21 protein-coding genes are annotated in these 22328 nt (G+C 47.2%); all 21 read right to left on the bottom strand.

What is annotated here, in order from left to right:
* Window positions 1-4: 4 nt before the first annotated feature.
* The 21 genes from rimP to ACEN86_RS13485 all read right to left on the bottom strand — a co-directional run bounded on the left by rimP (window position 5) and on the right by ACEN86_RS13485 (window position 22307).
* Window positions 5-466 (bottom strand): ribosome maturation factor RimP, encoded by a 462-nt coding sequence (rimP, locus tag ACEN86_RS13385; protein ID WP_495631119.1) that lies wholly within the window; start codon window positions 464-466, stop codon window positions 5-7.
* Between the two features lie 233 nt (window positions 467-699).
* On the bottom strand, window positions 700-5016 hold the full coding sequence (locus ACEN86_RS13390) for a PolC-type DNA polymerase III (protein ID WP_495631120.1): 4317 nt from the start codon (window positions 5014-5016) through the stop codon (window positions 700-702).
* A 417-nt stretch (window positions 5017-5433) separates the two neighbouring features.
* Window positions 5434-6885 carry a proline--tRNA ligase gene (gene proS / locus ACEN86_RS13395; RefSeq protein WP_495631121.1) on the bottom strand — a complete coding sequence of 484 codons (1452 nt, stop codon included), beginning with the start codon at window positions 6883-6885 and terminating at the stop codon, window positions 5434-5436.
* Between the two features lie 45 nt (window positions 6886-6930).
* Window positions 6931-8202 (bottom strand): RIP metalloprotease RseP, encoded by a 1272-nt coding sequence (gene rseP, locus ACEN86_RS13400; RefSeq protein ID WP_495631122.1) that lies wholly within the window; start codon window positions 8200-8202, stop codon window positions 6931-6933.
* A gap of 115 nt (window positions 8203-8317) precedes the next feature.
* A complete protein-coding gene (locus tag ACEN86_RS13405) occupies window positions 8318-9457 on the bottom strand; it encodes a 1-deoxy-D-xylulose-5-phosphate reductoisomerase (protein ID WP_495631123.1) in 1140 nt (379 codons plus the stop codon).
* Between the two features lie 38 nt (window positions 9458-9495).
* Complete coding sequence (locus tag ACEN86_RS13410; protein WP_495631124.1) at window positions 9496-10299, bottom strand: phosphatidate cytidylyltransferase; 804 nt, start codon at window positions 10297-10299, stop codon at window positions 9496-9498.
* Between the two features lie 21 nt (window positions 10300-10320).
* A complete protein-coding gene (gene uppS / locus ACEN86_RS13415) occupies window positions 10321-11091 on the bottom strand; it encodes an undecaprenyl pyrophosphate synthase (protein WP_495631125.1) in 771 nt (256 codons plus the stop codon).
* Between the two features lie 68 nt (window positions 11092-11159).
* Window positions 11160-11714: a ribosome recycling factor gene (frr, locus tag ACEN86_RS13420; protein WP_433943304.1), complete on the bottom strand. Its 555-nt coding sequence runs from the start codon at window positions 11712-11714 to the stop codon at window positions 11160-11162.
* The gene (gene pyrH, locus ACEN86_RS13425; RefSeq protein WP_495631126.1) at window positions 11714-12442 is read right to left on the bottom strand and encodes a UMP kinase; all 729 of its coding nucleotides are present in this window, start codon (window positions 12440-12442) and stop codon (window positions 11714-11716) included. The genes frr and pyrH overlap by 1 nt, the downstream gene beginning before the upstream one ends.
* 163 nt (window positions 12443-12605) lie before the next feature.
* Window positions 12606-13256: a translation elongation factor Ts gene (gene tsf, locus ACEN86_RS13430; protein WP_495631127.1), complete on the bottom strand. Its 651-nt coding sequence runs from the start codon at window positions 13254-13256 to the stop codon at window positions 12606-12608.
* A 125-nt stretch (window positions 13257-13381) separates the two neighbouring features.
* Window positions 13382-14080, bottom strand: coding sequence for a 30S ribosomal protein S2 (gene rpsB, locus ACEN86_RS13435; protein ID WP_127199687.1), 699 nt, complete (start codon window positions 14078-14080; stop codon window positions 13382-13384).
* 192 nt (window positions 14081-14272) lie between these two features.
* The gene (locus tag ACEN86_RS13440; protein WP_495631128.1) at window positions 14273-14896 is read right to left on the bottom strand and encodes a hypothetical protein; all 624 of its coding nucleotides are present in this window, start codon (window positions 14894-14896) and stop codon (window positions 14273-14275) included.
* Window positions 14893-15459, bottom strand: coding sequence for a hypothetical protein (locus ACEN86_RS13445; RefSeq protein ID WP_495631129.1), 567 nt, complete (start codon window positions 15457-15459; stop codon window positions 14893-14895). The genes ACEN86_RS13440 and ACEN86_RS13445 overlap by 4 nt, the downstream gene beginning before the upstream one ends.
* 106 nt (window positions 15460-15565) lie before the next feature.
* A complete protein-coding gene (locus ACEN86_RS13450; protein WP_495631130.1) occupies window positions 15566-15880 on the bottom strand; it encodes a hypothetical protein in 315 nt (104 codons plus the stop codon).
* Between the two features lie 30 nt (window positions 15881-15910).
* Window positions 15911-17323: a flagellar assembly protein A gene (locus tag ACEN86_RS13455; RefSeq protein ID WP_495631131.1), complete on the bottom strand. Its 1413-nt coding sequence runs from the start codon at window positions 17321-17323 to the stop codon at window positions 15911-15913.
* A gap of 36 nt (window positions 17324-17359) precedes the next feature.
* Window positions 17360-18148, bottom strand: a complete 789-nt coding sequence (locus ACEN86_RS13460; protein ID WP_495631132.1) for a FliA/WhiG family RNA polymerase sigma factor — start codon at window positions 18146-18148, stop codon at window positions 17360-17362.
* A gap of 14 nt (window positions 18149-18162) precedes the next feature.
* Window positions 18163-18585, bottom strand: coding sequence for a hypothetical protein (locus tag ACEN86_RS13465; protein ID WP_495631133.1), 423 nt, complete (start codon window positions 18583-18585; stop codon window positions 18163-18165).
* A 2-nt stretch (window positions 18586-18587) separates the two neighbouring features.
* Window positions 18588-19085, bottom strand: coding sequence for a chemotaxis protein CheD (locus ACEN86_RS13470; RefSeq protein ID WP_495631134.1), 498 nt, complete (start codon window positions 19083-19085; stop codon window positions 18588-18590).
* Window positions 19078-19671 (bottom strand): chemotaxis protein CheC, encoded by a 594-nt coding sequence (locus ACEN86_RS13475; protein WP_495634304.1) that lies wholly within the window; start codon window positions 19669-19671, stop codon window positions 19078-19080. Before ACEN86_RS13475 ends, ACEN86_RS13470 begins: the two co-directional genes overlap by 8 nt.
* 36 nt (window positions 19672-19707) lie before the next feature.
* Window positions 19708-20169 carry a chemotaxis protein CheW gene (locus tag ACEN86_RS13480; RefSeq protein ID WP_495631135.1) on the bottom strand — a complete coding sequence of 154 codons (462 nt, stop codon included), beginning with the start codon at window positions 20167-20169 and terminating at the stop codon, window positions 19708-19710.
* 50 nt (window positions 20170-20219) lie between these two features.
* Entirely contained in the window at window positions 20220-22307 is a 2088-nt protein-coding gene (locus ACEN86_RS13485) for a chemotaxis protein CheW (RefSeq protein WP_495631136.1), read from the bottom strand.
* Between the last annotated feature and the right edge of the window lie 21 nt (window positions 22308-22328).

Consider the following 22328-nt stretch of genomic DNA (forward strand, 5'->3'; position numbering starts at 1 on the left):
TCTGTTAGAAAATAATAGCCAGTCTGGCACTGGCAACTTTCGAATACGGGATGGTATGCTGCTTCTTTCCCGAAACCACGAGCAGTTCGTCGTTCTCGAACGAAAGAAGCCGGCCTTCAAACTCCTTAAGGCCATCAATCTGCTCGTATGTAGTCACAAATACATCTTTGCCAACAGCCTTAAGTACATCTTCAGGCTTCTTAAGCGGCCGCTCGGCTCCAGGAGAGGATACCTCCAGGAAATACGCAGTCGAAATCGGGTCATTGGCATCAAGCTGTTCACTTAAGTATTCACTGATTCGTCCGCAGTCATCGATATCAATGCCGCCATCTTTATCAACGAATACGCGAAGGAACCAGTTATTGCCTTCTTTTACATACTCAATGTCTACTAATTCAAAGCCGTTATCCGCTAAAAAAGGCTGGGCCAATTGTTCAACATGTGCTTTGATTTTAGGTGTGCTCAAGCGTTCATACCTCCAAAAGAAACTTCATTCCTATATACCAAAGAGTAAAGAGTGGGTTTCCCCACTCTTTAAACAACGGTTCTATCTCCATGATTACCAAAAAAATTATAACATAGTCCGGTAACACTGACAAGTAAGAGACCCTGACTGCACTGGGCCTGAGGCCTTATCCCATGAGGACTTGAGCAGCTAGAACCATGCTTGGAGACTGCTCGAATGATGCTGTCTTTTACTTAAAACAAGGAAAGCTGGTTGCTCTCAGGCAGCCCTCTGAATACTCCCATTTGACTCAAAAGCTCAATAACCGTCTTACTCGCCTTGGACTTCTGCTGGAAGTCTTCGATCGAGAGAAACTCACCTTGATCCTTCGCTGCGGCAATATTACGTGCGGCATTATCGCCAATCCCGGCAAGCGCTGAGAATGGAGGAATCAACGAATCCCCATCTACAGTAAATTTCAGTGCATCTGAACGATACAAGTCAATATTCTGAAACCGGAGTCCTCTGGCCGTCATTTCCAGGGCCATCTCCAGCATCGGGAGCATATTCTTCTCCTTGGGCAGCGCCTGGAACCCCTTTTGCTCGATCTCTTCAATTCTCCGGTAGATCGCCTCGTAACCTTGGCAGCACAGCTCGATATCGAAATCCTCTACACGAACAGAGAAGTAGGTGGCATAAAACTCAATCGGATGATACAGCTTGAAGTAAGCCGTACGCACAGCCGAGATAACATAGGCCGCCGCGTGGGCTTTCGGGAACATGTACTGGATTTTGAGACAGGAATCAATGTACCACTGAGGCACTTTGCATTTCTTCATCTCATCAATCCACTCGGGCGGCAGCCCCTTACCCTTACGTACGCTTTCCGTTATCTTAAAGGCAAGACCCGCGTCCATACCGGCTTTATAGATCAGGAAGAGCATGATGTCATCCCGGCACCCGATTACGGTCTTAATGTTACAAGTGTTATTCTTGATCAGCTCTTGTGCATTGCCGAGCCACACGCCGGTTCCATGGGACAGTCCCGAGATCTGCAATAAGTCTGCAAAAGAGGAAGGTTGTGACTCCACCAGCATTTGCCGTACGAACTTGGTTCCCATCTCGGGTACTCCGTAGGTGGCTACCGGAGTGCGAATTTGCTGCGGCGATACACCAAGCGCCTCCGTAGAGTTGAACATACTCATTACCTTCGGGTCGTTCATGGGAATGGACGTTGGATCCACTCCCGTCAAATCCTGCAGCATTCTCATCATGGTCGGATCATCATGACCCAAAATATCAAGCTTAAGCAGATTCGCATCAAAGGCGTGATAGTCAAAGTGAGTGGTCTTCCATTCTGAGGATGTATCATCAGCCGGATACTGGACCGGCGTAATATCATCTACCTCCATGTAATCGGGAACGACTACGATACCGCCCGGGTGCTGACCCGTGCTTCGCTTAACGCCTGTACAGCCTGAAGCGAGACGGTTCAGCTCGGCTGCGCGCCACTTTTTGCCATGGTCCTCTTCATATTTCTTCGCAAATCCAAAAGCCGTCTTCTCGGCAACCGTACCGATGGTACCAGCACGGAATACACTCTTCTCTCCGAACAACTCTTTGGTATAGTTGTGGGCATGAGGCTGGTATTCGCCCGAGAAGTTAAGATCGATATCGGGAACCTTATCCCCTTTAAATCCAAGGAACGTCTCGAACGGAATATCTTGGCCTTCTCCCTTCAATTTCCCGCCGCAATTAGGACAGGTCTTGTCTGGAAGGTCAAAACCACTGGGAATGCTTCCGTCAAGGAACCACTCGCTATATTTACACTCTTTATTGAGACACAGATAGTGGGCAGGAAGCGGATTAACCTCGGAGATCCCAAGGAATGTAGCTACCACAGACGAGCCGACCGATCCCCGGGAACCAACCAGGTAGCCGTCCTGATTGGATTTCTTCACCAGACGCTCGGAGATCAGATAGTTGGCAGAGAATCCGTATTTAATAATAGGTTCAAGCTCTTTCTCAAGTCTCGCGACCACCACTTCCGGCAGTTCTTCTCCATAAAAAGATTTCGCCGTATCGTAACAGGTCTGCCTAATTTCTTCGTCTGCGCCCTCGATAATAGGTGTAAACAGCTTGTCCGGGAAGAGCTCCAATTCCTCGAAGGAATCAGCCAGCTCTGCCGTATTCTTCACTACAACCTCCTGAGCCTTCTCCGCACCAAGGAATTCAAATTCCTTAAGCATCTCTTCGGTTGTACGGAAATGGGCATCCGGCTTGCGAATATCTTTGAGCGGACTGAAGCCGGTAATCCCGTGTATTGCAATATCCCTGTACAGCTTATCGCGAGGCTCCAGATAATGCACATTACCTGTAGCAATTACCGGTTTGCTAAGCTTAAGTCCAATCTCGCATACTTTACGCACAGCCGTCTCGAGTTCGGCAGGGCTGCCTACAAGACCCTTCTCTACAAGATGCATGTACATGGTTAGCGGCTGAATCTCAAGCACATCGTAGAACTGAGCGACCTCCTCGGCTTCTTCCACCGACTTATTAAGCACGGCTTCGAAGAACTCGCCTTTTTCACAACCGGATATAATCAGCAGACCCTCGCGCATTTCCACAAGCTTCGACTTCGGAATGCAGGGCACACGCTTGAAATACTGAGTATGGGACAAGGAAATAAGCTTGAACAAGTTCTTCTTGCCCGTAGCATTCAGCGCATAAATACTGCAGTGAAACGGACGTACATTGGACAGATCTTTACCGACATGATCGTTCAGACGATCCAGCATCGTAATTCCCTGAATCTTGGCCGCATCTTCAAGCAGGCCGTTCAGAATCTCACCGAGGGCAACCGTATCGTCAATAGCCCGGTGATGATTCTCAAGGGAGACTTTATATTTGGCCGCCAGGGTATTGAGGCGGTGATTTTTCAAAGTTGGATACAGCAGCCTTGCAAGTTCAAGCGTATCAAGAACAGAGTTGCTCAAAGGCGGCATATTCAAATCTTTAAGCTTGGCATTCACAAAACCAACGTCAAATCTGGCATTATGAGCCACAAGAACGCCGTCTCCGGCAAACTCGAGAAATTCCCGCAGCACGGGCTCAACATCTGGAGCATCCTTAACCATGTCATCATTGATGTTAGTCAGCTGCTGAATGTTATACGGAATACGTTCATGCGGATTGACGAACGTCGCATAGCGGTCAATTTCCTTACCTTCTACCATCTTGATCGCGGCGATTTCGATGATATTGTTCTGAGTAACCGACAACCCTGTTGTCTCTATGTCAAACACAATATAGGTTGCTGTCTTGAGCTCTATCGGCCTTGGATCAAGTACAACAGCCACGTTATCATTAACTACATTTGCTTCAACACCGTAGATCATCTTGATCCCGTTCTTTTTCGCTGCCTTTGCGGCATCAGGATAACACTGGACTCCACCGTGGTCTGTAACAGCTATAGCTTTGTGGCCCCATTTTGCAGCCATCTTGACATATTGATCAATCGGAGTTACAGCATCCATCGTACTCATCGTGGTATGCAGATGGAATTCTACCCGTTTCTCTGATGCGTTATCCTTACGTCCTGCAGGCGCCCCAACCTCTGTCAAATCCGAAGGAATCATAACAAGCTCTGGAATCTGCATAAAGCGGTCATATTCGATACGCCCGCGCGCCTTCACCCATTTGCCATTAGCCAGCTGGCTCATAATCTTAAGATCTTCCTTGTTCTTGGCGAACATCTTCATCTGCAGAGAATCACTGAAATCCGTCAGATAGTAAGTGAAGAGGGTACTCCCGTTGCGAAGCTCCTTGCTCTCCAGACCAAAGATCGTTCCCTGAATCGTAATCTTCTTCTCTTCATCCTGAATGTCCTTGAGCGGTGTAGGCTGTTCCTTGATATCATAGCCAACCTGAAGCTTAACCACTTCCCCGCCCTCATCATCCGGCTCCGGCTCAGGCTCCATGCTGGTCATCATCTGCTGGATAACTTCACGTTCTTCCTCGACAATCCGCTGCTGGAATTCTTCAAACGCCTCGTTACGGCCTTCACCCGTCTGAAGCTTTACTCTTAATGGGAGTGCAAAGTACGTCTCATAAAAAGTAACTACAGCCCGGTCAATGCCCTTCTTCTTGGCAAGCTCAAGCGACGTCGCATCACTCATGGATATAACAACCAGATCCTGCTCCACTTCAAATGTAGCCCGTGTCATCCATCCGTTAACTGAGGGAACCTCACGCTGCACCCATTCCAGAAAAAGCTTCCAGTATTCCGAAACGATCTGCGTACTCGTGATCATACTGGCATATTTAAACTCAAAGCTAATTTTTGAGATATGCTGCATTCTCTCCTGAACCTGCAGACAAAATGTCCGATATATCTGGCCAGGCACCAGGGTTTCTTTATGAATTACAATCTTCCATTCCTTATTGCTTCGACTTACTTCTACTTTCTCAATCCAGCCATCCAGGAAATGGGCATCAATTAAAGCGCCCGGAATTTCCGTCTGCTTCATCAAGAGCTCAAACCGTGTTCTTTTGTCCCCCGCTTGGCTCATGTTCCCCTCCCCTTCTTAACACAAATACTCTTCTTCCTAAAGGCTATGACTACTTAAAATTAATACGTGATATATAGACTGAACAATTGAGTTACATTAGAGGCAGCCGTGTGAAATGTTCCTACGATCGCTGTTGTTCTCAGACTTCTTGATTGAAATTGTTATGGGTAGAAGTCTAATCACAAAGGCGAACGCTCCGCTTCTCCGGAATCATTTCACACTCTTGCCTATTTGTAATACTTAAATTCAGTCCATATAGTTACATCAGCCGCTTAATCTATTCGAATAAAAAGGCCTCCTGACCGAGAGTTGCGGGCAAGATTGCCCAATCAACATACTGCCGGAAGCCCCCTTTGTAATATGAGTCATGCAGATTACCTGCCAACTTTGCAAGCCCCTATGGATTAGGGTGCTATTCTAGTAGGCTCTGGCAAATAATACGGTATGCTTGGCCTGCTCGCCGCATACGAGACACGTATGCTTCTGTACCTCTGTCTTGAATGGAATGTTGCGGCTCGTTGCGCCGGTCTCACTCTTCACGGTGTCCTCACAAGCTTCTGACCCACACCAACCCGCAAGGGTAAAGCCGCGTTGTTCTTCGACTTTGGCTTTCATCTCATCCAGGGAGTCTACAGAGTAGAAGTTCTCTTCGCGGAACGACAAGGCGCGATCATACATCTCTTGATGAACCTGCTCAAGCATAGCTTGAACTTCTTGAACCAGATTAACTTGCTCAACGACCTTCTTCTCGCCGCTGATTCTGGATACTAGAACACATACTCCGTTCTCCATATCGCGAGGTCCAATTTCAAGACGGATCGGAACTCCGCGCATTTCATATTCGTTGAATTTCCAACCCGGACGCACATCGGCACGATCATCAATACCTACACGGATACCGGCTTTCTTCAGCTCGCTGAACAACTCATCCGCTCTGCCTACAACCGAATCACGCGTTTTAGGAGGACCGATTGGAATGATCATGACCTGCTTAGGAGCCACTTTAGGTGGAAGAGCCAGACCTCGATCATCGCCGTGGACCATAATTAGGGATCCAATTAGACGTGTGCTGACACCCCAAGAAGTCGTGTGAACATACTCCTGTACATTTTCACGATTCAGATATTTAATTTCAAAAGCTTTGGCAAAATTAGTTCCGAGATAATGTGAGGTCCCCGCCTGAACGGCCCGCCCATCTTTCATCATAGCTTCAATAGAGAAGGTATCTACAGCACCCGCAAACTTCTCAGACGGAGTCTTCTGGCCAACAATAACCGGAATCGCAAGATAATTCTCCACAAAATCACGATAGATCTCTAGAATTTTCATTGTTTCCTCGCGTGCTTCCTCTTCATTCTCATGGGCTGTATGCCCTTCTTGCCAGAGGAATTCACTTGTGCGAAGGAATGGAAGGGTGCGTTTCTCCCAGCGAACCACATTCGCCCATTGATTAATGAGAACCGGAAGATCACGATAAGATTGAATCCATCTTTCGTACATGTGCCCGATCATCGTCTCCGAAGTCGGACGGATGGCAAGACGCTCTTCCAGCTTCTCGCCCGCAGCCTCGGTTACCCATGGCAGCTCAGGGTTGAACCCTTCCACATGCTCTTTCTCTTTCTGGAAAAAGCTCTCCGGGATAAACAAGGGGAAATACGCATTCCGGTGCCCGGTTTCTTTGAAACGGCGGTCCAGCTCCTGCTGTATATGTTCCCAGATCTCGTAACCGTCGGGCTTAAATACAATACAGCCGCGGACAGGTGAATAGTCCATCAAATCCGCTTTCTTGATTACATCAATATACCAGCGTGAGAAATCTTCCTGCTGGGGCGTGATTTCAGTTACAAACTGTTTATCTTCGTTCGCCATAAGAAACGTAGTCCTCCCATTAAATAAGCCAAAATTTCTATATCTCTATCCATTAATCAAACGCAAAATATCATTATATGTCACGGCAATCATTAACAGGAACAGCATAGCGAAGCCTATGAAGTGCACCATGCCTTCCCGGCTCGGATCAACCGGCTTGCCGCGGAGCGCCTCCACTCCCAGGAATACCAGACGGCTTCCGTCGAGTGCGGGGATGGGCAGAAGGTTAAATATCCCTAAGTACAAGCTTAGAATAGCCGCCCAATAGGTCAACTGCACAATCCCTTGCTTGGCGATTTGACCTGTAACTTCGAATGTACGAACAGGTCCGCCAAGATCATTCATGTTGAATTTGTTAATCAGCTGCTTGAAGCCGAGAAAGATCGCATCTGTCGTATTGACCATATCCTGTCCAGCCGTCTTGAAAGTTTCACCAAACGAGGCACTTCGGGTCGGGAATACAGGAGTAACCCCCACTTTCCCGCCTTCTTGTCCTGCCATTTCCCTAGGGGTGAGAGTCACCTTTAAGGGATCGCCGTTTCGGATTACAGTCCAATCCATCGGTTTGTCTTTGGAAGCAGAGATAAGCTTGATCATGTTCTCGCGATCTGCTCCAACCTTAACTCCATTGATCGTGTCTATTATATCGCCCTTTTGCAAATGAGCTTCATCTGCCGGCATTCCTTTTGAAACCTCACCGATTTCCAGATAAGTCGGATTCTCAATCTGAATCCCCGCCATCTGGGTATGCAGAGCGAACAAAATAAAAGCTAATATGAAATTCATCAAGGGTCCAGCAAATATGGATAGCGCGCGCTGTCCAACGGTTTTGCTTCCGTACTGACGGTCCTTCGGAGCAATCTGTGTGTCTTTGCCTTTAGCAATCAGCACAGCTTTGGGATCAACCGCAAAGGTCTGATTCTCCCCATCCACATCAAGAATAATCTGAAGCTTATTCTCCAGATCAGCAGACTGAACTTCACCGCGAATTACATTCTTCCGGTTATCCAGCCGATCCAGATAAATCTTGGTCACTGTAGAGCCTGAGAGCCGAAGTGCTACGGTCTGGCCAGGCTGTACACCCACAAGCTCCGGATCCTCGCCTGCCATACGGGCATAACCCCCAAAGGGCAGGAGTCTAAGTGTGAACTGAGTCTCATCCCGCTTATAAGAAAAAAGCTTTGGCCCAAAGCCAATGGCAAATTCACGAACCAATATACCGGCGCGTTTCGCAAAGTAATAGTGTCCCCACTCATGAACAGTTACGATGAGAAAAAACATCAGCACCGTCAGAAATATAATCTGCAGCATTTCCAATCGAGAGCATCCTCCTTTGTTATCAGGTCGCTGTGTATGATTACCCTGCTAATTCTTCACCATTCATACTATTTCCGGACCGGAGTATCCAAGGCTCCATACTACCAGACCCGTCCTACAAAAGGGATGCTGTCTCCCTGGCCCAGCGATCACTTTCATGGATCGCCTCGAGATCAGGGCTTGCCACTACCTTATGACGTGACAAGGTTTCTTCGATGATAGATTCAATCTTTAGAAACGAAATCTCCCGCTTCAAAAAGCGGGCAACTGCAACCTCATTTGCTGCATTAAATACAGATGGAGCCGTACCACCTATTTTACCACATTCAAAGGCCAGTCTTAAACATGGGAATCGGATGAAATCCATCTCCCGAAAGTTCAGGTTGCCAATTTGGGCCAGCGACAAACGAGGGGTCTTGGACGCCCAGCGATCAGGATAGGTAAGTGCATACTGTATGGGTACACGCATGTCCGGATTCCCCAGCTGGGCAATGATGCTGCTATCTTGAAATTCTACATAGGAATGAATAATGCTTTCCGGATGAAGCAAAACGCCGATCTGCTCATAAGGGAGATCAAATAACCAATGCGCCTCAATCACTTCAAGCCCCTTATTGACCATAGTTGCTGAATCAATTGTGATCTTGGCACCCATAGACCAATTCGGATGCTTAAGCGCATCTTCAACAGTAACATTAGAGAGCTGTTCCCTTGTCATATCACGGAACGAGCCTCCGGAAGCCGTTAATGTAATCTGTGCGATATCGGACTTATTCTCCCCATTAAGACATTGAAAAATTGCCGAGTGCTCGCTGTCGATCGGAAGCAGAGAGACCCCTTTGTCCCTTGCTAACGAGGTGACCAAGTGACCGGCTGTGACAAGAGTCTCTTTGTTGGCTAGACCAATGGTCTTGCCCTCTTGGATAGCGGCCATGGTAGCCGGAAGACCTGCACTGCCTACAACTGCAGTAACAACCATATCCGCGTCTGTTCCTGCCGCGACCTCAACAAGTCCCTCGGGTCCATGGAACAGCTGCACACCCTGAGGCAGGTAAGGCCTAATCTCATCTGCAAGCGCTTTGCTTCCAACAGAAGCTTTCTTCGGATTGAACTGCTTCACCTGGTCCAGAAATAGCTCCAGATTACTGCCGGCAGCTAGCCCCTCGATTTGGAAATAATCCGGGTATGCGGAAACGACGTCCAGTGTTTGTGTACCAATAGAGCCGGTTGAACCGATAACTGCCAGTTTCTTCATAACATACCTCTCATCTTATATCTTAGCCAAAGCAGCTTTTAGTTAAAAGGAAGCAGCATTAGAATATGTACAAAGGGAAATACGGTGATCCAGCTGTCACACCTGTCCAGAATCCCGCCATGACCAGGCAGCAATGTGCCTGAATCCTTTATCCCGTATACTCTCTTATAGGCGGATTGCACCAAATCTCCCAATTGACCAACCACAGCTGCGGAGGCACCAATGACAACAGCAAGCCCTATGGATAACAGTCCGCCGGAGAATATAGCGAACAAGGAAGCCGTCACAATTGCGATCAACACACCACCTAGTGCCCCTTCCACCGTTTTGTTAGGGCTGATGGCCGGCCACAATTTATTCTTCCCCCATTTACGTCCAGTAAAATAAGCACCCGCATCACTTGCCCAAATGGAGAACAGCAGAAGGAAGGTCCAGAACAATCCATGTCCATCCGGTGTATTACGGGATTCCGCAATATAAGAGAATCCAATACCTACGTAGACTGCCCCCAAGAAGTGCATGGCTACGTGATTAATATTGGTTGAATTCTTTGTAAACACAGTAACAAACAAAAACAAAAGCATTAATAGCCATATAATTTGAAGCGGCTCAGGCAGGAAAGGACTACCCAGCAGCTTCCACGGAAATACAAGCATAATAACACCGATGAAGCCAAGTAATGCTGATCCGCTCCAAGGCAGCGTTTTGGTCATACGAATAAATTCATAATAACCGATAAGTGACATGATCAGTATCAAACCATGATACCATAGTCCACCGGCTAGGCAGGGTCCCAGGAAGATCACACCCGCTATTAAGCCTGTAATGATTCGCTGCTTCAAAGATGTCCACCTCCGTCCTGCTTAAGATAATCCGCCATACCGCCGCGTTCTTCTCTGGAATTCAGCGACCGCTTGAAATAAATGATCTTTGGAGAATTCCGGCCAGTAGATGTCAGTGAACCAAAGCTCACTGTAGGCCAGCTGCCATAACATGAAATTACTGAGTCTGAGTTCACCGCTTGTACGAATAAGCAGGTCTGGATCAGGAAGCTCTGAGGAATGAAGATGGGCACCAATCCACTCTTCTGTGAGTTCATCAGGTGAAAGTGTTCCTGCGGCAATTTGCCGTCCTGCTTCCTTGAATACTTCTTTAATTTCTCGCCGGCTGCCGTAATTCAAGGCGAAGTTCAGTACCAGTCCTGTATTATTCTTCGTACGTCTGATGGCTTCTTCCATAGCTGCAATCGTATGCTGGGGAAGCTCTTCCGGATGTCCCATCATTTGAATTCGTACATTCTTCTCAATTAATTCTTCCAGCTCTATTGCCAGGAATTCTTCCGGGAGACGCATTAGAAAATCGACTTCATCCTTGGGTCTCTTCCAATTCTCTGTAGAAAAAGCATAAAGCGTCAAATATTTAATTCCTATCTCGTCCGCAGCGATCGCAGTACGTTTGACAGCTTTCATTCCGTTCTGGTGTCCAACTATCCGCGGCAAGCCGCGGCGATTAGCCCAACGTCCATTGCCATCCATGATGATAGCCACATGACTTGGAACATTGTCCTTTGACAAGCTCGGAAGAGTCTGCTTTTGTTCTTCTTTTTTCCACCAGGATTGAAATACTTTAATCATTCCTTTTCCTCCAAGCGGTGATGAAAAAGAGACAAACCCCACCATATAGGAGGGGCCGCTCACGTCTCTTAAACTTCCATAATCTCTTTTTCTTTCGCAGCGAGCACTTTGTCAACTTCCGCGATAAATTTGTCAGTCGTTTTCTGAATATCATCTTGATGACGACGGGACTCGTCCTCAGAAATATCCGTCTTCTCAAGCTTCTTAATATCGTCATTGGCATCACGGCGGATATTCCGAATAGCCACCTTAGCCTCTTCACCGTACTTCTTCGTTGTCTTTACAAGCTCAATCCGGCGCTCTTCCGTAAGAGGAGGGATCGATAGACGAATAGTCGCTCCATCGTTAGCCGGTGTTAAACCGAGATCAGACTTCTGAATAGCGCGCTCAATATCAGCCAGAGAGGATTTATCCCAAGGCTGGATAAGCAGTGTGCGGGAATCCGGTGTATTAATGTTAGCCAATTGGTTCAGCGGAGTAGAAGCACCGTAATATTCCACATGCACCCGATCAAGCAGTGCTGGTGTAGCACGTCCGGCACGAAGAGTCAGCAAATCTCTCTTCAAGGATTGAATGGCTTTATCCATGCGTTCTTCGGCATTTTTCTTAACCGATTGTGGCATTAGTCTACACTCCCTTTAACAATAGTGCCAATTCTTTCACCAAGAACGACACGTTTAATGTTGCCTTGCTCCGTTATCGCGAATACGATAAGCGGGATGTTGTTGTCCATACACAGCGAGGATGCTGTCGAATCCATTACACCCAGGTTCTTGCTGAGTACTTCCATATAAGTCAGCTGCTCGAATTTCTCAGCAGTCGGATCTACAAAAGGATCAGCAGAGTAGACACCGTCTACTTTATTCTTAGCCATCAGGATAACTTCGGCTTCAATCTCTGCTGCACGAAGAGCTGCAGTCGTATCAGTTGAGAAGAACGGATTACCGGTTCCAGCTGCAAAAATAACGACGCGTCCCTTCTCAAGATGACGGATCGCTCTCCGCCGAATATAAGGTTCAGCAATCTGCTGCATAGCGATCGACGTCTGAACCCGTGTGGGTACGTCAATCTGTTCCAATGCGTCCTGCAGGGCAAGCGAGTTCATCAGAGTAGCCAGCATCCCCATGTAGTCCGCAGTTGCGCGGTCAATCCCTTTAGCGCTGCCTGCAATACCTCTCCAGATGTTACCGCCTCCGCAGACAATTGCAACTTCCACACCAAGCTCAACAACCTCTTTGACCTGCTCTGCAATGGAGGTAATCGTTTCGGCATCTATACCGTAACCGTTCTGTCCGGATAAAGACTCTCCGCTGACCTTTAAGACAACACGTTTAAATACAGGCTGTTCCAATTGCAAACCCTCCACTTTAAATCACCGATTTCTAAAGGCCTTTTAGTTAAAAAAGAAGGAACACGGCGTGTTCCAGTCTTTTTTAGATTCCATTTAGTTATATTATACGCTTTTGCATTAAGATCTAAAATATAAATATTTCAGATCTTAACGCAAACCTAGATTAGTTTTTAACTTGGGACAATACTTCTTCTACGAAGTTGTCAACTTTCTTCTCGAGACCTTCACCCAGTTCGTAGCGAACAAAACGGCGAATGGAGATGTTCTCTCCGATTGTGCTGATCTTCTCATTAAGCAAAGTGCTGATGGTTTTGTCCGGATCTTTTACGAAAGTTTGCTCAAGCAAGCAGTACTCTTCGTAGTATTTGCCGATACGGCCTTCTACCATTTTTTCAACGATTTTCTCTGGCTTACCTTCGTTCAAAGCTTGAGCTTTCAAGATTTCTTTTTCTTTCTCGATCTCTTCAGCTGGCACTTCTTCACGACGAACGAATTTAGGGCTAGCCGCTGCGATTTGCATAGCGATATCACGAGCGAATTCCTTAAATTGATCTGTCTTCGCTACAAAGTCAGTTTCGCAGTTGATTTCAACAATAACGCCGATACGTCCGCCAGCGTGGATGTAAGATTCAACCACACCTTCTGTCGCAATACGGCCTGCTTTGTTCGCTGCTGCTGCAAGACCTTTCTCACGAAGAAGTTCAGCTGCTTTTGTCAGATCACCGTTTGCTTCTTCCAAAGCTTTCTTGCAATCAAGCATACCTGCGCCTGTTTTTTCGCGTAGTTCTTTTACCGCTTTTGCATCTACTGCCATGAGTATAACCTCCATCAATTTTAGTGGGAGTGAACCTTAAATTTATCCTTTAAAAAAAGGGTAGTGAGAGGTTTTAGCACCTACCAACCACCCTTTTCATTTAATTCATCATGTAATGAAGCTAATTAAGCTGTAGTTTGCTCGCCTTGGTTCGCTTCGATCACAGCATCAGCCATTTTACCTGTCAGCAATTTAACAGCGCGGATCGCGTCATCATTACCTGGGATAACATAGTCGATCTCGTCTGGATCACAGTTCGTATCAACGATACCCACGATTGGGATACCCAGTTTGCGGGCTTCAGCAACCGCGATACGCTCTTTGCGTGGATCAATGATAAAGAGTGCGCTAGGCAGACCCTTCATGTTCTTGATTCCGCCGAGGAACTTCTCAAGACGATCTTTCTCCTTGCGAAGAATGATAACTTCTTTCTTAGGAAGAACTGCGAAAGTGCCGTCCTCTTCCCATCTTTCCAAAGTCTTCAAGCGATCAATACGCTTTTGGATTGTTTGGAAGTTAGTCAGAGTACCCCCGAGCCAACGTTGGTTAATGTAGAATTGACCAGCGCGCTCAGCTTCTTCTTTAACAGAATCTTGAGCTTGCTTCTTAGTGCCGACGAAAAGAATTGTTCCATTCTCTTCAGCCACACTTTTCACAAAGTTGTACGCTTCCTCTACCTTTTTGACTGTTTTTTGCAAGTCAATAATGTAAATACCGTTTCTTTCAGTGAAGATATAACGATCCATTTTTGGGTTCCAGCGACGTGTCTGGTGACCGAAATGAACGCCTGCCTCAAGCAGTTGTTTCATGGAGATAACTCCCATCTTCACACACCTCCTAATTGGTTTTTTGTATGATGCCCTCCGCCGATGTCATCTCTCGTTAAAACTCCCATAATGGTAAGCACCCTTAACGAAATCAGTCAGCGTGTGTTTTAACACCGTCATTTAATATAACATAATTGAATTCGCCTTGCAATATAATCTCGCTAATCAACAAAAGCCGCCCCAGGATGATTACTTCCCGGACGGCTTTGATGTGATTTTGGAAATAATGGATGGCAAACTTTCTCCGGGCTTAAAGGTATAACTCCCGGTTTGCAAGCTATAATTCGCTTTACTGTCAACCGCAGTCTGAATGAAAGCACTCTTGTCAGAGATAATTCCAGCGCTCTTCAGTCCTTCTGCCACTTTGGTCAGATTATCTCCAGTTGAGATCTTAAACGGTATCTGTTCCGGCTTATTAGGCTGAGCCGTTTTACTTGTCTTAGGAGTATTTACTACGGGAGTGCTAGGCGTGTTCGTAGAAGCAGACTTATCCGGGGCTGTCGGTGTCTTCGGTGACGAAGTGGAATTTGGAGCTGCCGGAGTCTTAGTCGAAGAAGGAGGATTAGGATCTATAGGAGTCTGGGTCTCTGCCCCCTCCTTCTTCTGCTTCTCTTCTTTGGCCTTGGCTTCCCATTCCTGTGCAGTTAGTACCTGCTCCGCTCCATCGTACACCTTTAATCCAAGCCGCTCAGCTGCCTCCTGAACCTGCTGCCTGGTCAGAAGATTCCCTTTGCCAATTAACATAATTTGCAGCAAGAGGGCACCAAGAATTAATCCTACACCCAAACCCACCATAAACGTGCGGTTCTTCATGCTGGAGATTCCTCCTTGCTTGCAAGCTGCAGAATAAGCTGAACTTCGCCCCGCTGCAATTTCAGTGCCTTAGCAATACCATCAATAGATTTACCTTGATCATATAATTCGAACAGGTCAGGGTAGCGATCTCGCACCGTATTACGCGGAACCGTGACTTCCTCCTCGGCTGGCTGTTCTACTACCGGGTTAGCAGGAGCTTCCTTACCGGCAGCTGCTTCCGTATGAGTCCCGTGGCTTGGAGGGCTGGATTCAAGTCTTCCCATTCTGGATTCCTGCAATGAGGTGAGTCTCTCCACTTCTAGCAATCTGGAACGAAGTTCAGCAACCTGTTCTTGAAGTGAAAGCTGCTTCGCGGTCGTGTCCTGCTTGATCTCGGCCATGAGCTCAATAACTTCTGTATTTTCTTTTTCAATCTCAGTCATATAATGTTCTAATGTAGCCTCTACATCCGCTGCTCCAGTGGATCCTTGCTCGCCGCCTGGCTTTCGTGACGGGAGGAACAAAGCGTAGCCAATGACGGCCGCTCCCAATAGAACAATATAAAACCAAGGACTTCCCATCGGCATATTTCTCACCCAATTTACTGTTTGTAGTTATAAGAAAAGCACCAATAGGTGCTTTCATCGTTCGAGTAGCTATACTGACTGCTGAGCTGCACTCCGCACATTATAAAGACAGATCCAGATGGTGTCCTTTGAAAGGATGCTCTGCTGCTCTATCCTTCTCCTGCTCAGAGGTATCTTCTTCCTTGTGCCGATTCCTCTCTTCATGGGAAGAGTTCTGATGCTCGTCTCTTATGGAAGCATGAGAGGATTCATCCACTTGCGCACTGCGTTTACGATCCCGGTCCGTGCTCTTAATATTCTTATCCTCAAGTAAGTGCTGATGATGCATAGGTCGATGCATGGCATCCTGCTGGATCCGGCCGGCTTCACTCGTCCGTGGTACTGCAATTTGCAATTCAACCGATTTGAAATCCATGAGATCCCTCCCACGCGCTGATAAGGAATGTTAGACGTAAGCAGACATTGATATATCGCCTTCATTATAATAAAAGGTCATCCGGGATATCGGATCTTTTATAAATTTGGTGTAACGTCCGATCACAATTTTGGAGCCGCCATAAATCATTTTAAGTACATGGACCTTGGCTTTGCTGGTATCCTCGAGTGATTTCTCGATTTCTAGCATTCGTTCTTTGATTTCAGTCTGCTCCCTTAGATGCGACTTCCTGGTTAGACCGAGCTTCGCCCTCATTTGCATCTTTTCCATATTCAGCTTACCCGCTGAAGCAAGCTGATCAAGCAGGGTTAGAGCCTTATCGGTCTTATCCAGGCTCGCCAGATTCTCCTTAAAGTGATTTCTAAGTTCAGCCAGCTCGTTGCGCAGCTCAGGCAGGACACCTACTTCTACTGTCGTGATCGTAGACATGGGATTACCGATAATACGGGCAATTACCTTCTCACCGGCCTGAATATTACCGCCAACAATAAGTCCCTTGGTTCCGCTGCATATCACATCCCGACCTGCGCGGATATTGGAGTGCATAATACTTTGAGTTACCAGTACATCTTCCCCGGCATAAACATTGCCGTCTTGAATGAAACCGCTCTTCACATTATGTCCAGCCTTGATATGTCCTTTGTTATAACCGATTATGCCGCTCGTAATCTCGATGGATCCCCCGGCTTCCAGTTCAGCTCCCTCGACACCGCCAATTACACGAATGTCACCTGCAGCCGTAATCCGGAACCCAGTTAACACATTCCCACGGACAATGACGGTTCCTACAAAATTAATGTTACCTATGTTATAGTCGACGTCACCGTTAATCTCATAGATGGGAAATACGTTGATTTTGCCTTTATCCGTCCGGGTTACGAGCCCGTCGATCGCCGCATATAAAGCCGTCTGCTCCGGATTAAGCACCACGTTCTTGCCAATCTTGAATCTAGCCTCTTTGCCAGGCTTAAATGGAATCTCTTCCCCGGTCACAGCTACCCCTGCTTTACCGGGGACAGGCGGAACTAGCTCTGCAATGATCTGTCCCCGCTGCAAGTTATTCAGCCGGACTACATCCTTGTAGTCCACACTTCCGTCTTCATTCTCATTCGGGCCATGCTGCTCCTGGTCAAGAGGCACCGCGTACCGGATGAATCCATCCTCTCCATTGACAGGAGCCACGCCTTCAGCAATCTGTATAGGATCGAATGCATAGACACTAGGGTTCGCTATAAAGCGATGTATGGCATCCAGCTGAATTCCGTAAGTAATTCCGTTACCCGCTAAGAAATTCTGCAGGTGTTCGACACTGCAAGCGAAGCCTTCTTCGTCTTTGATCAACTTGAGGTAGGCCGCACTTTTATCGTCTGAAAGCGCTATGCTTAAATATTGCTTTAAATCCAAATCTACATGCTCACCCATCCCAAACTCCCTCATTCCTTAATTTCATCTAAAACTCTAGTCATCTTGCATTAACAGATCCCGCTGTTTATCCAAGCTGCCACGAAGCCTTAGGATCGCTTTGGAATGTAACTGAGAAATTCTTGAAGGTGATAGTGACATGACCTCCGCAATTTCGCTTAATGATAAATCTTCATAATAAAGTAAAGAAACGACCGTACGTTCTTTTTCAGTCAATTTCTCGATTCCCTTAGTCAGTGATTCTTTTAAATGAAACTCACGGACTTTATAGTCCGGATTCTTGGCTTTGTCATCAACGAGAACAGAGAGTCTAGTCTCTGAATCTTCTTCCCGTATCGGGTCCTCCAAGGAACAGAGGGTCATAACTGCAACTTCCTGAAGCATATGCTGGAACTCTTTTATCGAAACGTCTAGATGTTTGCTCATTTCCTCATCGGATACTGTACGAAGATACTGCTGCTCTAGCTGCTGGTAACCTTCTTCAATCTTCTTGGCTTTCTCTCTTACAGAACGGGGAACCCAGTCACCCTGACGAAGCCCGTCCAATATAGCACCGCGGACCCTCCAAGACGCATAAGTCTCAAATTGCAGCCCGCGTTTGTAATCAAATTTCTCTACTGCGTCAATAAGCCCCATAACACCATTGCTGGCTAAATCATCTTTGGATACATTCTTGGGAAGTCCTACAGCCAGCCTGCCTGACACGTAATCCACGATCGGAAGATGCTTCTCAATCAGTGTCTTTTTTGCCTCGATATCACCGTGTTCCTTCCATCTTTCCCAAACCTCGGCGTAATTAAGAGGCATTGATTTACGCTCGTTCAATAACCTCACCCTCCTTATTTTTCTGTCAGGTGACGAAGGGCTTTAACCATCTCTTCAGGATCCTGCTCGGATGTCTTGACCAGTTTCGGCGGATTGAGCGGTGAGAATCCACTTGGCTCGCTAGGTACCTCAGGTTTTTGCTTCAGGAGATCGTTCAATTCTTCACTCTCATCCGGCGTTGTCAAATCCAGCATGGTTCCAAGGTCCTCATCATCATCCGCAGCAGCTCCCATCTCGGGAATCTTAGGTTCCGAAGGTAAGGTGCGCAAGATGCCGAGCAACCATCTGAGGGCAAAAGCCAAAATAAACCAAACTGCAAATGCGATACAGCTTCTTATCAAACTTGTCGTTAATATATTATTGCTGAAAGAGACTATAAAAGTAATTATAAATCCTATCGCTCCAAACAACCAGTTAAACCCTATTTTTCCAGCCATGGCTACAATTCCTTTTTACCCATTTGTACACTTCGTATGAATAATATACCCGTTTCACAATCCATTTCTATCGTCCGGCCGTAATTCCCTCCCGTATCTTCCCCAATCAGAGGAACTCCGAGCTCTTCAAGCTTCACTTTGCAGGACTCGACATTTCTGGGTCCGATACGGAGAGCGTCCCCTTTTCCCGCGAAGCTGAACATCTGGGAACCGCCGGCCATCTTGGCCACCAGGCGCTTGGGAGAGGCCCCAAGAGCAATTACTTTCTGATAGATCGTAGGAACAGCGGTATCCGCATATTTGGCTATATTAAGAGCCCCCTCACGGGCTATATCAGAGGAAGGAAGCATAACATGGGCAAGCGCCCCTACCTTAACGTAAGGATCATAGAGAGTCACCCCTACGCAGGAGCCAAGCCCTGTTGTACGTATTAGCCCTTCTTTCTCAATAACATCAAGCTCGGCCATCCCTACTTTAATAATGCGCTGTTGATCAATCATGATTCTTTGGCACTCCCAGGGCGGTGAATATTTGGTCAAACGATTCAGGATCCGGGATAAGGAAGAATTGTCCCTCGACTTCCTGCTGTCCTTCAATGAAGGTTGTATCAATTAATAGAGCATCATCACCCATTTCACCGAACTGCAGAAGTCCATAGCTCAGAATCGCTCCAGCCATGTCTATCGCAAGTGCAGGCACTGTAGGTGACATAGATAGACGGGTAAAATCAGCAAGAGAGGATAGATAGGAACCCGCCAGAATATTCCCGATCTCAGATAAAGCTGACCATTCCATTTCGCTGAACTCTTCTTCGTCCTCTACTGTAAGATAGGCAAATCTTCTAAGCAGCTTCTTCGCTGCTTCGGGACTCAGGATGAAGAACAGGTTGCCGGGCGCATCTCCTTCCACCCGGAAGAAGATGGCGAGCACGATCTTCTCGGGACCGCCGACCTTGTCTGCAATGGCTTCGAAAGGAAGCATCTGAACCTTGGGCACCGCCATATCAATCGGCTTGTCCAGCAAACAGGACAATGCGGTAGCGGCGTTACCAGCTCCGATATTGCCGATTTCCTTCAAAATATCCATTTTAAATTCCGCATAGTCCTTAAACAAGTCCACGGCTTAGCCCTCTAAACTTTCCAATTGAATAATTTCGTTCTTGTTCAGCACTTCAGAAAGGTTGAGCATAATCAGCAGTCTCTCTTCAGAGATGCGTGCAACCCCATCCAGGTACTTCGCTTTAATTCCCCCAACCACTTCCGGCGGAGAGTCAATAATATCCGTATTCAGATCGATAACATCGTTAGCGGAATCCACAATGAAACCTACTTCCAGCTCCTCAGCTGCCACGATGATAATCCGGCTTTGCTCCGTAAATTCGGCTTCTGGAAGTCCAAAGCGTCCACGCAGATCGATAACCGGAATGACTACACCACGCAGATTAATAACCCCTTTTACGAAAGCAAAGGTCTTAGGAACCCGTGTAATCGGCAAAATCCGTTCGATGGTCTGCACTTTATCTACTTCAATTCCGTACTCTTCTTCCCCCAGCTTGAAAACAATAACCTTGATGTCTTGTCCCATTGTAACTCCTCCTTAATGGTTGTCCGCTGTAATTCGAGCTTTACTGCCTATTACTTAATGAACGTATTAGGATCTATGATAAGAGCAACCTGTCCATCACCCAGTATCGTTGCACCCGCAACACCAGGAATGGAGGGAAGATACTTCCCAAGGTTCTTGATTACGATTTCGTTCTGGCCGATAAATTCCTCTACAGTTAACGCAGCCAGGCGATCACCCTTGCGGATCACGACAATTTCGGTCTCTTCTTCGGCAGCCTCGTCAAAGTCAGGCACATCGAATATGTTCGCAAGTGACAGCAGCGGGATGTGAGCGTCACGGTAAGGAACCATAGTGTATCCATGCAGAGAACGAATCTGATCACGCTTGATAATTCCAGTCTCCACAATTGAGGATAACGGAATCGCATATTTCTCACTGCCAAGCTTAATCAGCATCGCTGAAATAATCGAGAGGGTAAGCGGCAGCTGTACCGAGAACTTTGTGCCCTGCCCAAACTTGGAAGTAATGAGAACCGTACCGCCAAGCGACTCAATTTTGGTCTTAACTACATCCAAGCCTACGCCGCGGCCCGAAATGTCTGAAATGACCTCTGCTGTACTGAAGCCTGGAGCGAATAGCAGCTGAGCCACTTCATCATCGGTAAGTGACTTAGCCTCCTCAGCTGTGACAACCCCATTCTTTACAGCTTTGGCAGCAACCTTCTCCCGGTTAACCCCGTACCCGTCATCTTCGATTTCAATGAATACATGGTTACCACTGTGGAAAGCGCGGAGCTGAACAGTACCGGTCTCTGATTTGCCAGCAGCAGCGCGGTCCGCAATTGTCTCAACACCATGGTCAACGGCATTGCGCAAAAGGTGAACCAGCGGGTCGCCGATCTCATCGATTACCGTACGATCCAGTTCCGTCTCCGCACCCAGAACGATAAGATCGATCTTCTTGTTGAGGGACTTGGCCAAGTCTCTTACCATACGTGGGAAACGGTTGAATACCGTATCGACAGGAACCATCCGCAGTTTAAGGACAATATTCTGCAAATCCGTACTGACCCGGCTCATATGCTCTACCGTCTCGGTCAGTTCCGTTCTCTTAATTTCACCTGCAAGCTGCTCTAATCTAACCCGGTCAATCAGCAGTTCGCTGAACAGGTTCATAAGAACATCGAGTCGGTCAATATCTACCCGAATCGTTCTTGAAGGAGCTGCGGCTTTACGGGCCGGAGCATCTCCGGCAGGTGCTGTTTTGGCAGCTGGTGCAGCTGGTGCGGCGGGTGCAGGTGCTGAAGCTTGTGCCGGAGCTGCCTCAGCCGGAGCGGATGGCGTCTCTACAGCGGCTGCAGCTTGTGAAGCACCGCTTTGGGACATTTGCCGAAGAGATTCCGCATCAAGTGCAATCACCTTGGCACTACCAATTTCGGAGACATTCATAATCATACTTTCCAGCTCAGATGCATCTTTTTGTGTTATGTAATAGAGCGAGAAACTACGATCAAACTTCTCTTGTTCGATATCCTGTACGGTTGGATGCGATTTCACCACTTCACCAAATCGTTCAAGAAGGTCAAAGACCATATAAGCTCTTACCGCTTTCAGCTGGCAATCCTCACGGATACCTACCTCAATATAGAGAACATGGTGGCCTTCTGCTATCGACTGCTCCAATACGGAATACTGGAACTCATCCAGCTGAAGCGAATTGTCTTCTCCGCTTGTCTTAGCTGACGCAGCAGCGGGTGCAGAGGAGGCCAAAGGGTTCTCCCCTCTAACTATGGCTTGAAGGTTAGCGACAATCGAGGTCACGTCCTCTTTGCCTTCCCCGCCCTGAGTAATATCCTGAACCATGGATTGCAGCGCGTCCAAGCCTTTGAACAAGGTGTCAAAGATGAAATCCTGCATCTTCAGCTTGTTATTACGCACGAGGTCAAGCACATTCTCCATTTGGTGTGTAAGGGATGCAAGATCCTCGAACCCCATGGTTGCAGCCATCCCTTTCAGGGTATGGGCAGATCTAAAGATCACCTGGACGATTGATATATCCTCCGGATTCTCTTCCAGTTCCATCATTTTCTCATTTAGCGATTGCAGATGATCATTTGACTCATCAATAAACATGGATAAATATTGATTCATGTCCATGGTGAGACACCTCCTCAAGGA

Source organism: Paenibacillus sp. Paensp111 (assembly GCF_059492195.1).

Bases quoted from the DNA above. Each gene is read 5' to 3' on its own strand.
- ACEN86_RS13480 (WP_495631135.1), bottom strand. From the start codon at position 20,169: ATGGGACAAGACATCAAGGTTATTGTTTTCAAGCTGGGGGAAGAAGAG.
- proS (WP_495631121.1), bottom strand. From the start codon at position 6,885: ATGGCGAACGAAGATAAACAGTTTGTAACTGAAATCACGCCCCAGCAG.
- ACEN86_RS13450 (WP_495631130.1), bottom strand. From the start codon at position 15,880: ATGGATTTCAAATCGGTTGAATTGCAAATTGCAGTACCACGGACGAGT.
- frr (WP_433943304.1), bottom strand. From the start codon at position 11,714: ATGCCACAATCGGTTAAGAAAAATGCCGAAGAACGCATGGATAAAGCC.
- ACEN86_RS13455 (WP_495631131.1), bottom strand. From the start codon at position 17,323: ATGGGTGAGCATGTAGATTTGGATTTAAAGCAATATTTAAGCATAGCG.
- ACEN86_RS13390 (WP_495631120.1), bottom strand. From the start codon at position 5,016: ATGAGCCAAGCGGGGGACAAAAGAACACGGTTTGAGCTCTTGATGAAG.
- ACEN86_RS13405 (WP_495631123.1), bottom strand. From the start codon at position 9,457: ATGAAGAAACTGGCAGTTATCGGTTCAACCGGCTCTATTGGTACACAA.
- uppS (WP_495631125.1), bottom strand. From the start codon at position 11,091: ATGATTAAAGTATTTCAATCCTGGTGGAAAAAAGAAGAACAAAAGCAG.
- tsf (WP_495631127.1), bottom strand. From the start codon at position 13,256: ATGGCAGTAGATGCAAAAGCGGTAAAAGAACTACGCGAAAAAACAGGC.
- ACEN86_RS13445 (WP_495631129.1), bottom strand. From the start codon at position 15,459: ATGGGAAGTCCTTGGTTTTATATTGTTCTATTGGGAGCGGCCGTCATT.
- ACEN86_RS13475 (WP_495634304.1), bottom strand. From the start codon at position 19,671: ATGGATATTTTGAAGGAAATCGGCAATATCGGAGCTGGTAACGCCGCT.
- rpsB (WP_127199687.1), bottom strand. From the start codon at position 14,080: ATGGGAGTTATCTCCATGAAACAACTGCTTGAGGCAGGCGTTCATTTC.
- ACEN86_RS13440 (WP_495631128.1), bottom strand. From the start codon at position 14,896: ATGAAGAACCGCACGTTTATGGTGGGTTTGGGTGTAGGATTAATTCTT.
- ACEN86_RS13470 (WP_495631134.1), bottom strand. From the start codon at position 19,085: ATGATTGATCAACAGCGCATTATTAAAGTAGGGATGGCCGAGCTTGAT.
- ACEN86_RS13485 (WP_495631136.1), bottom strand. From the start codon at position 22,307: ATGGACATGAATCAATATTTATCCATGTTTATTGATGAGTCAAATGAT.
- ACEN86_RS13465 (WP_495631133.1), bottom strand. From the start codon at position 18,585: ATGGCTGGAAAAATAGGGTTTAACTGGTTGTTTGGAGCGATAGGATTT.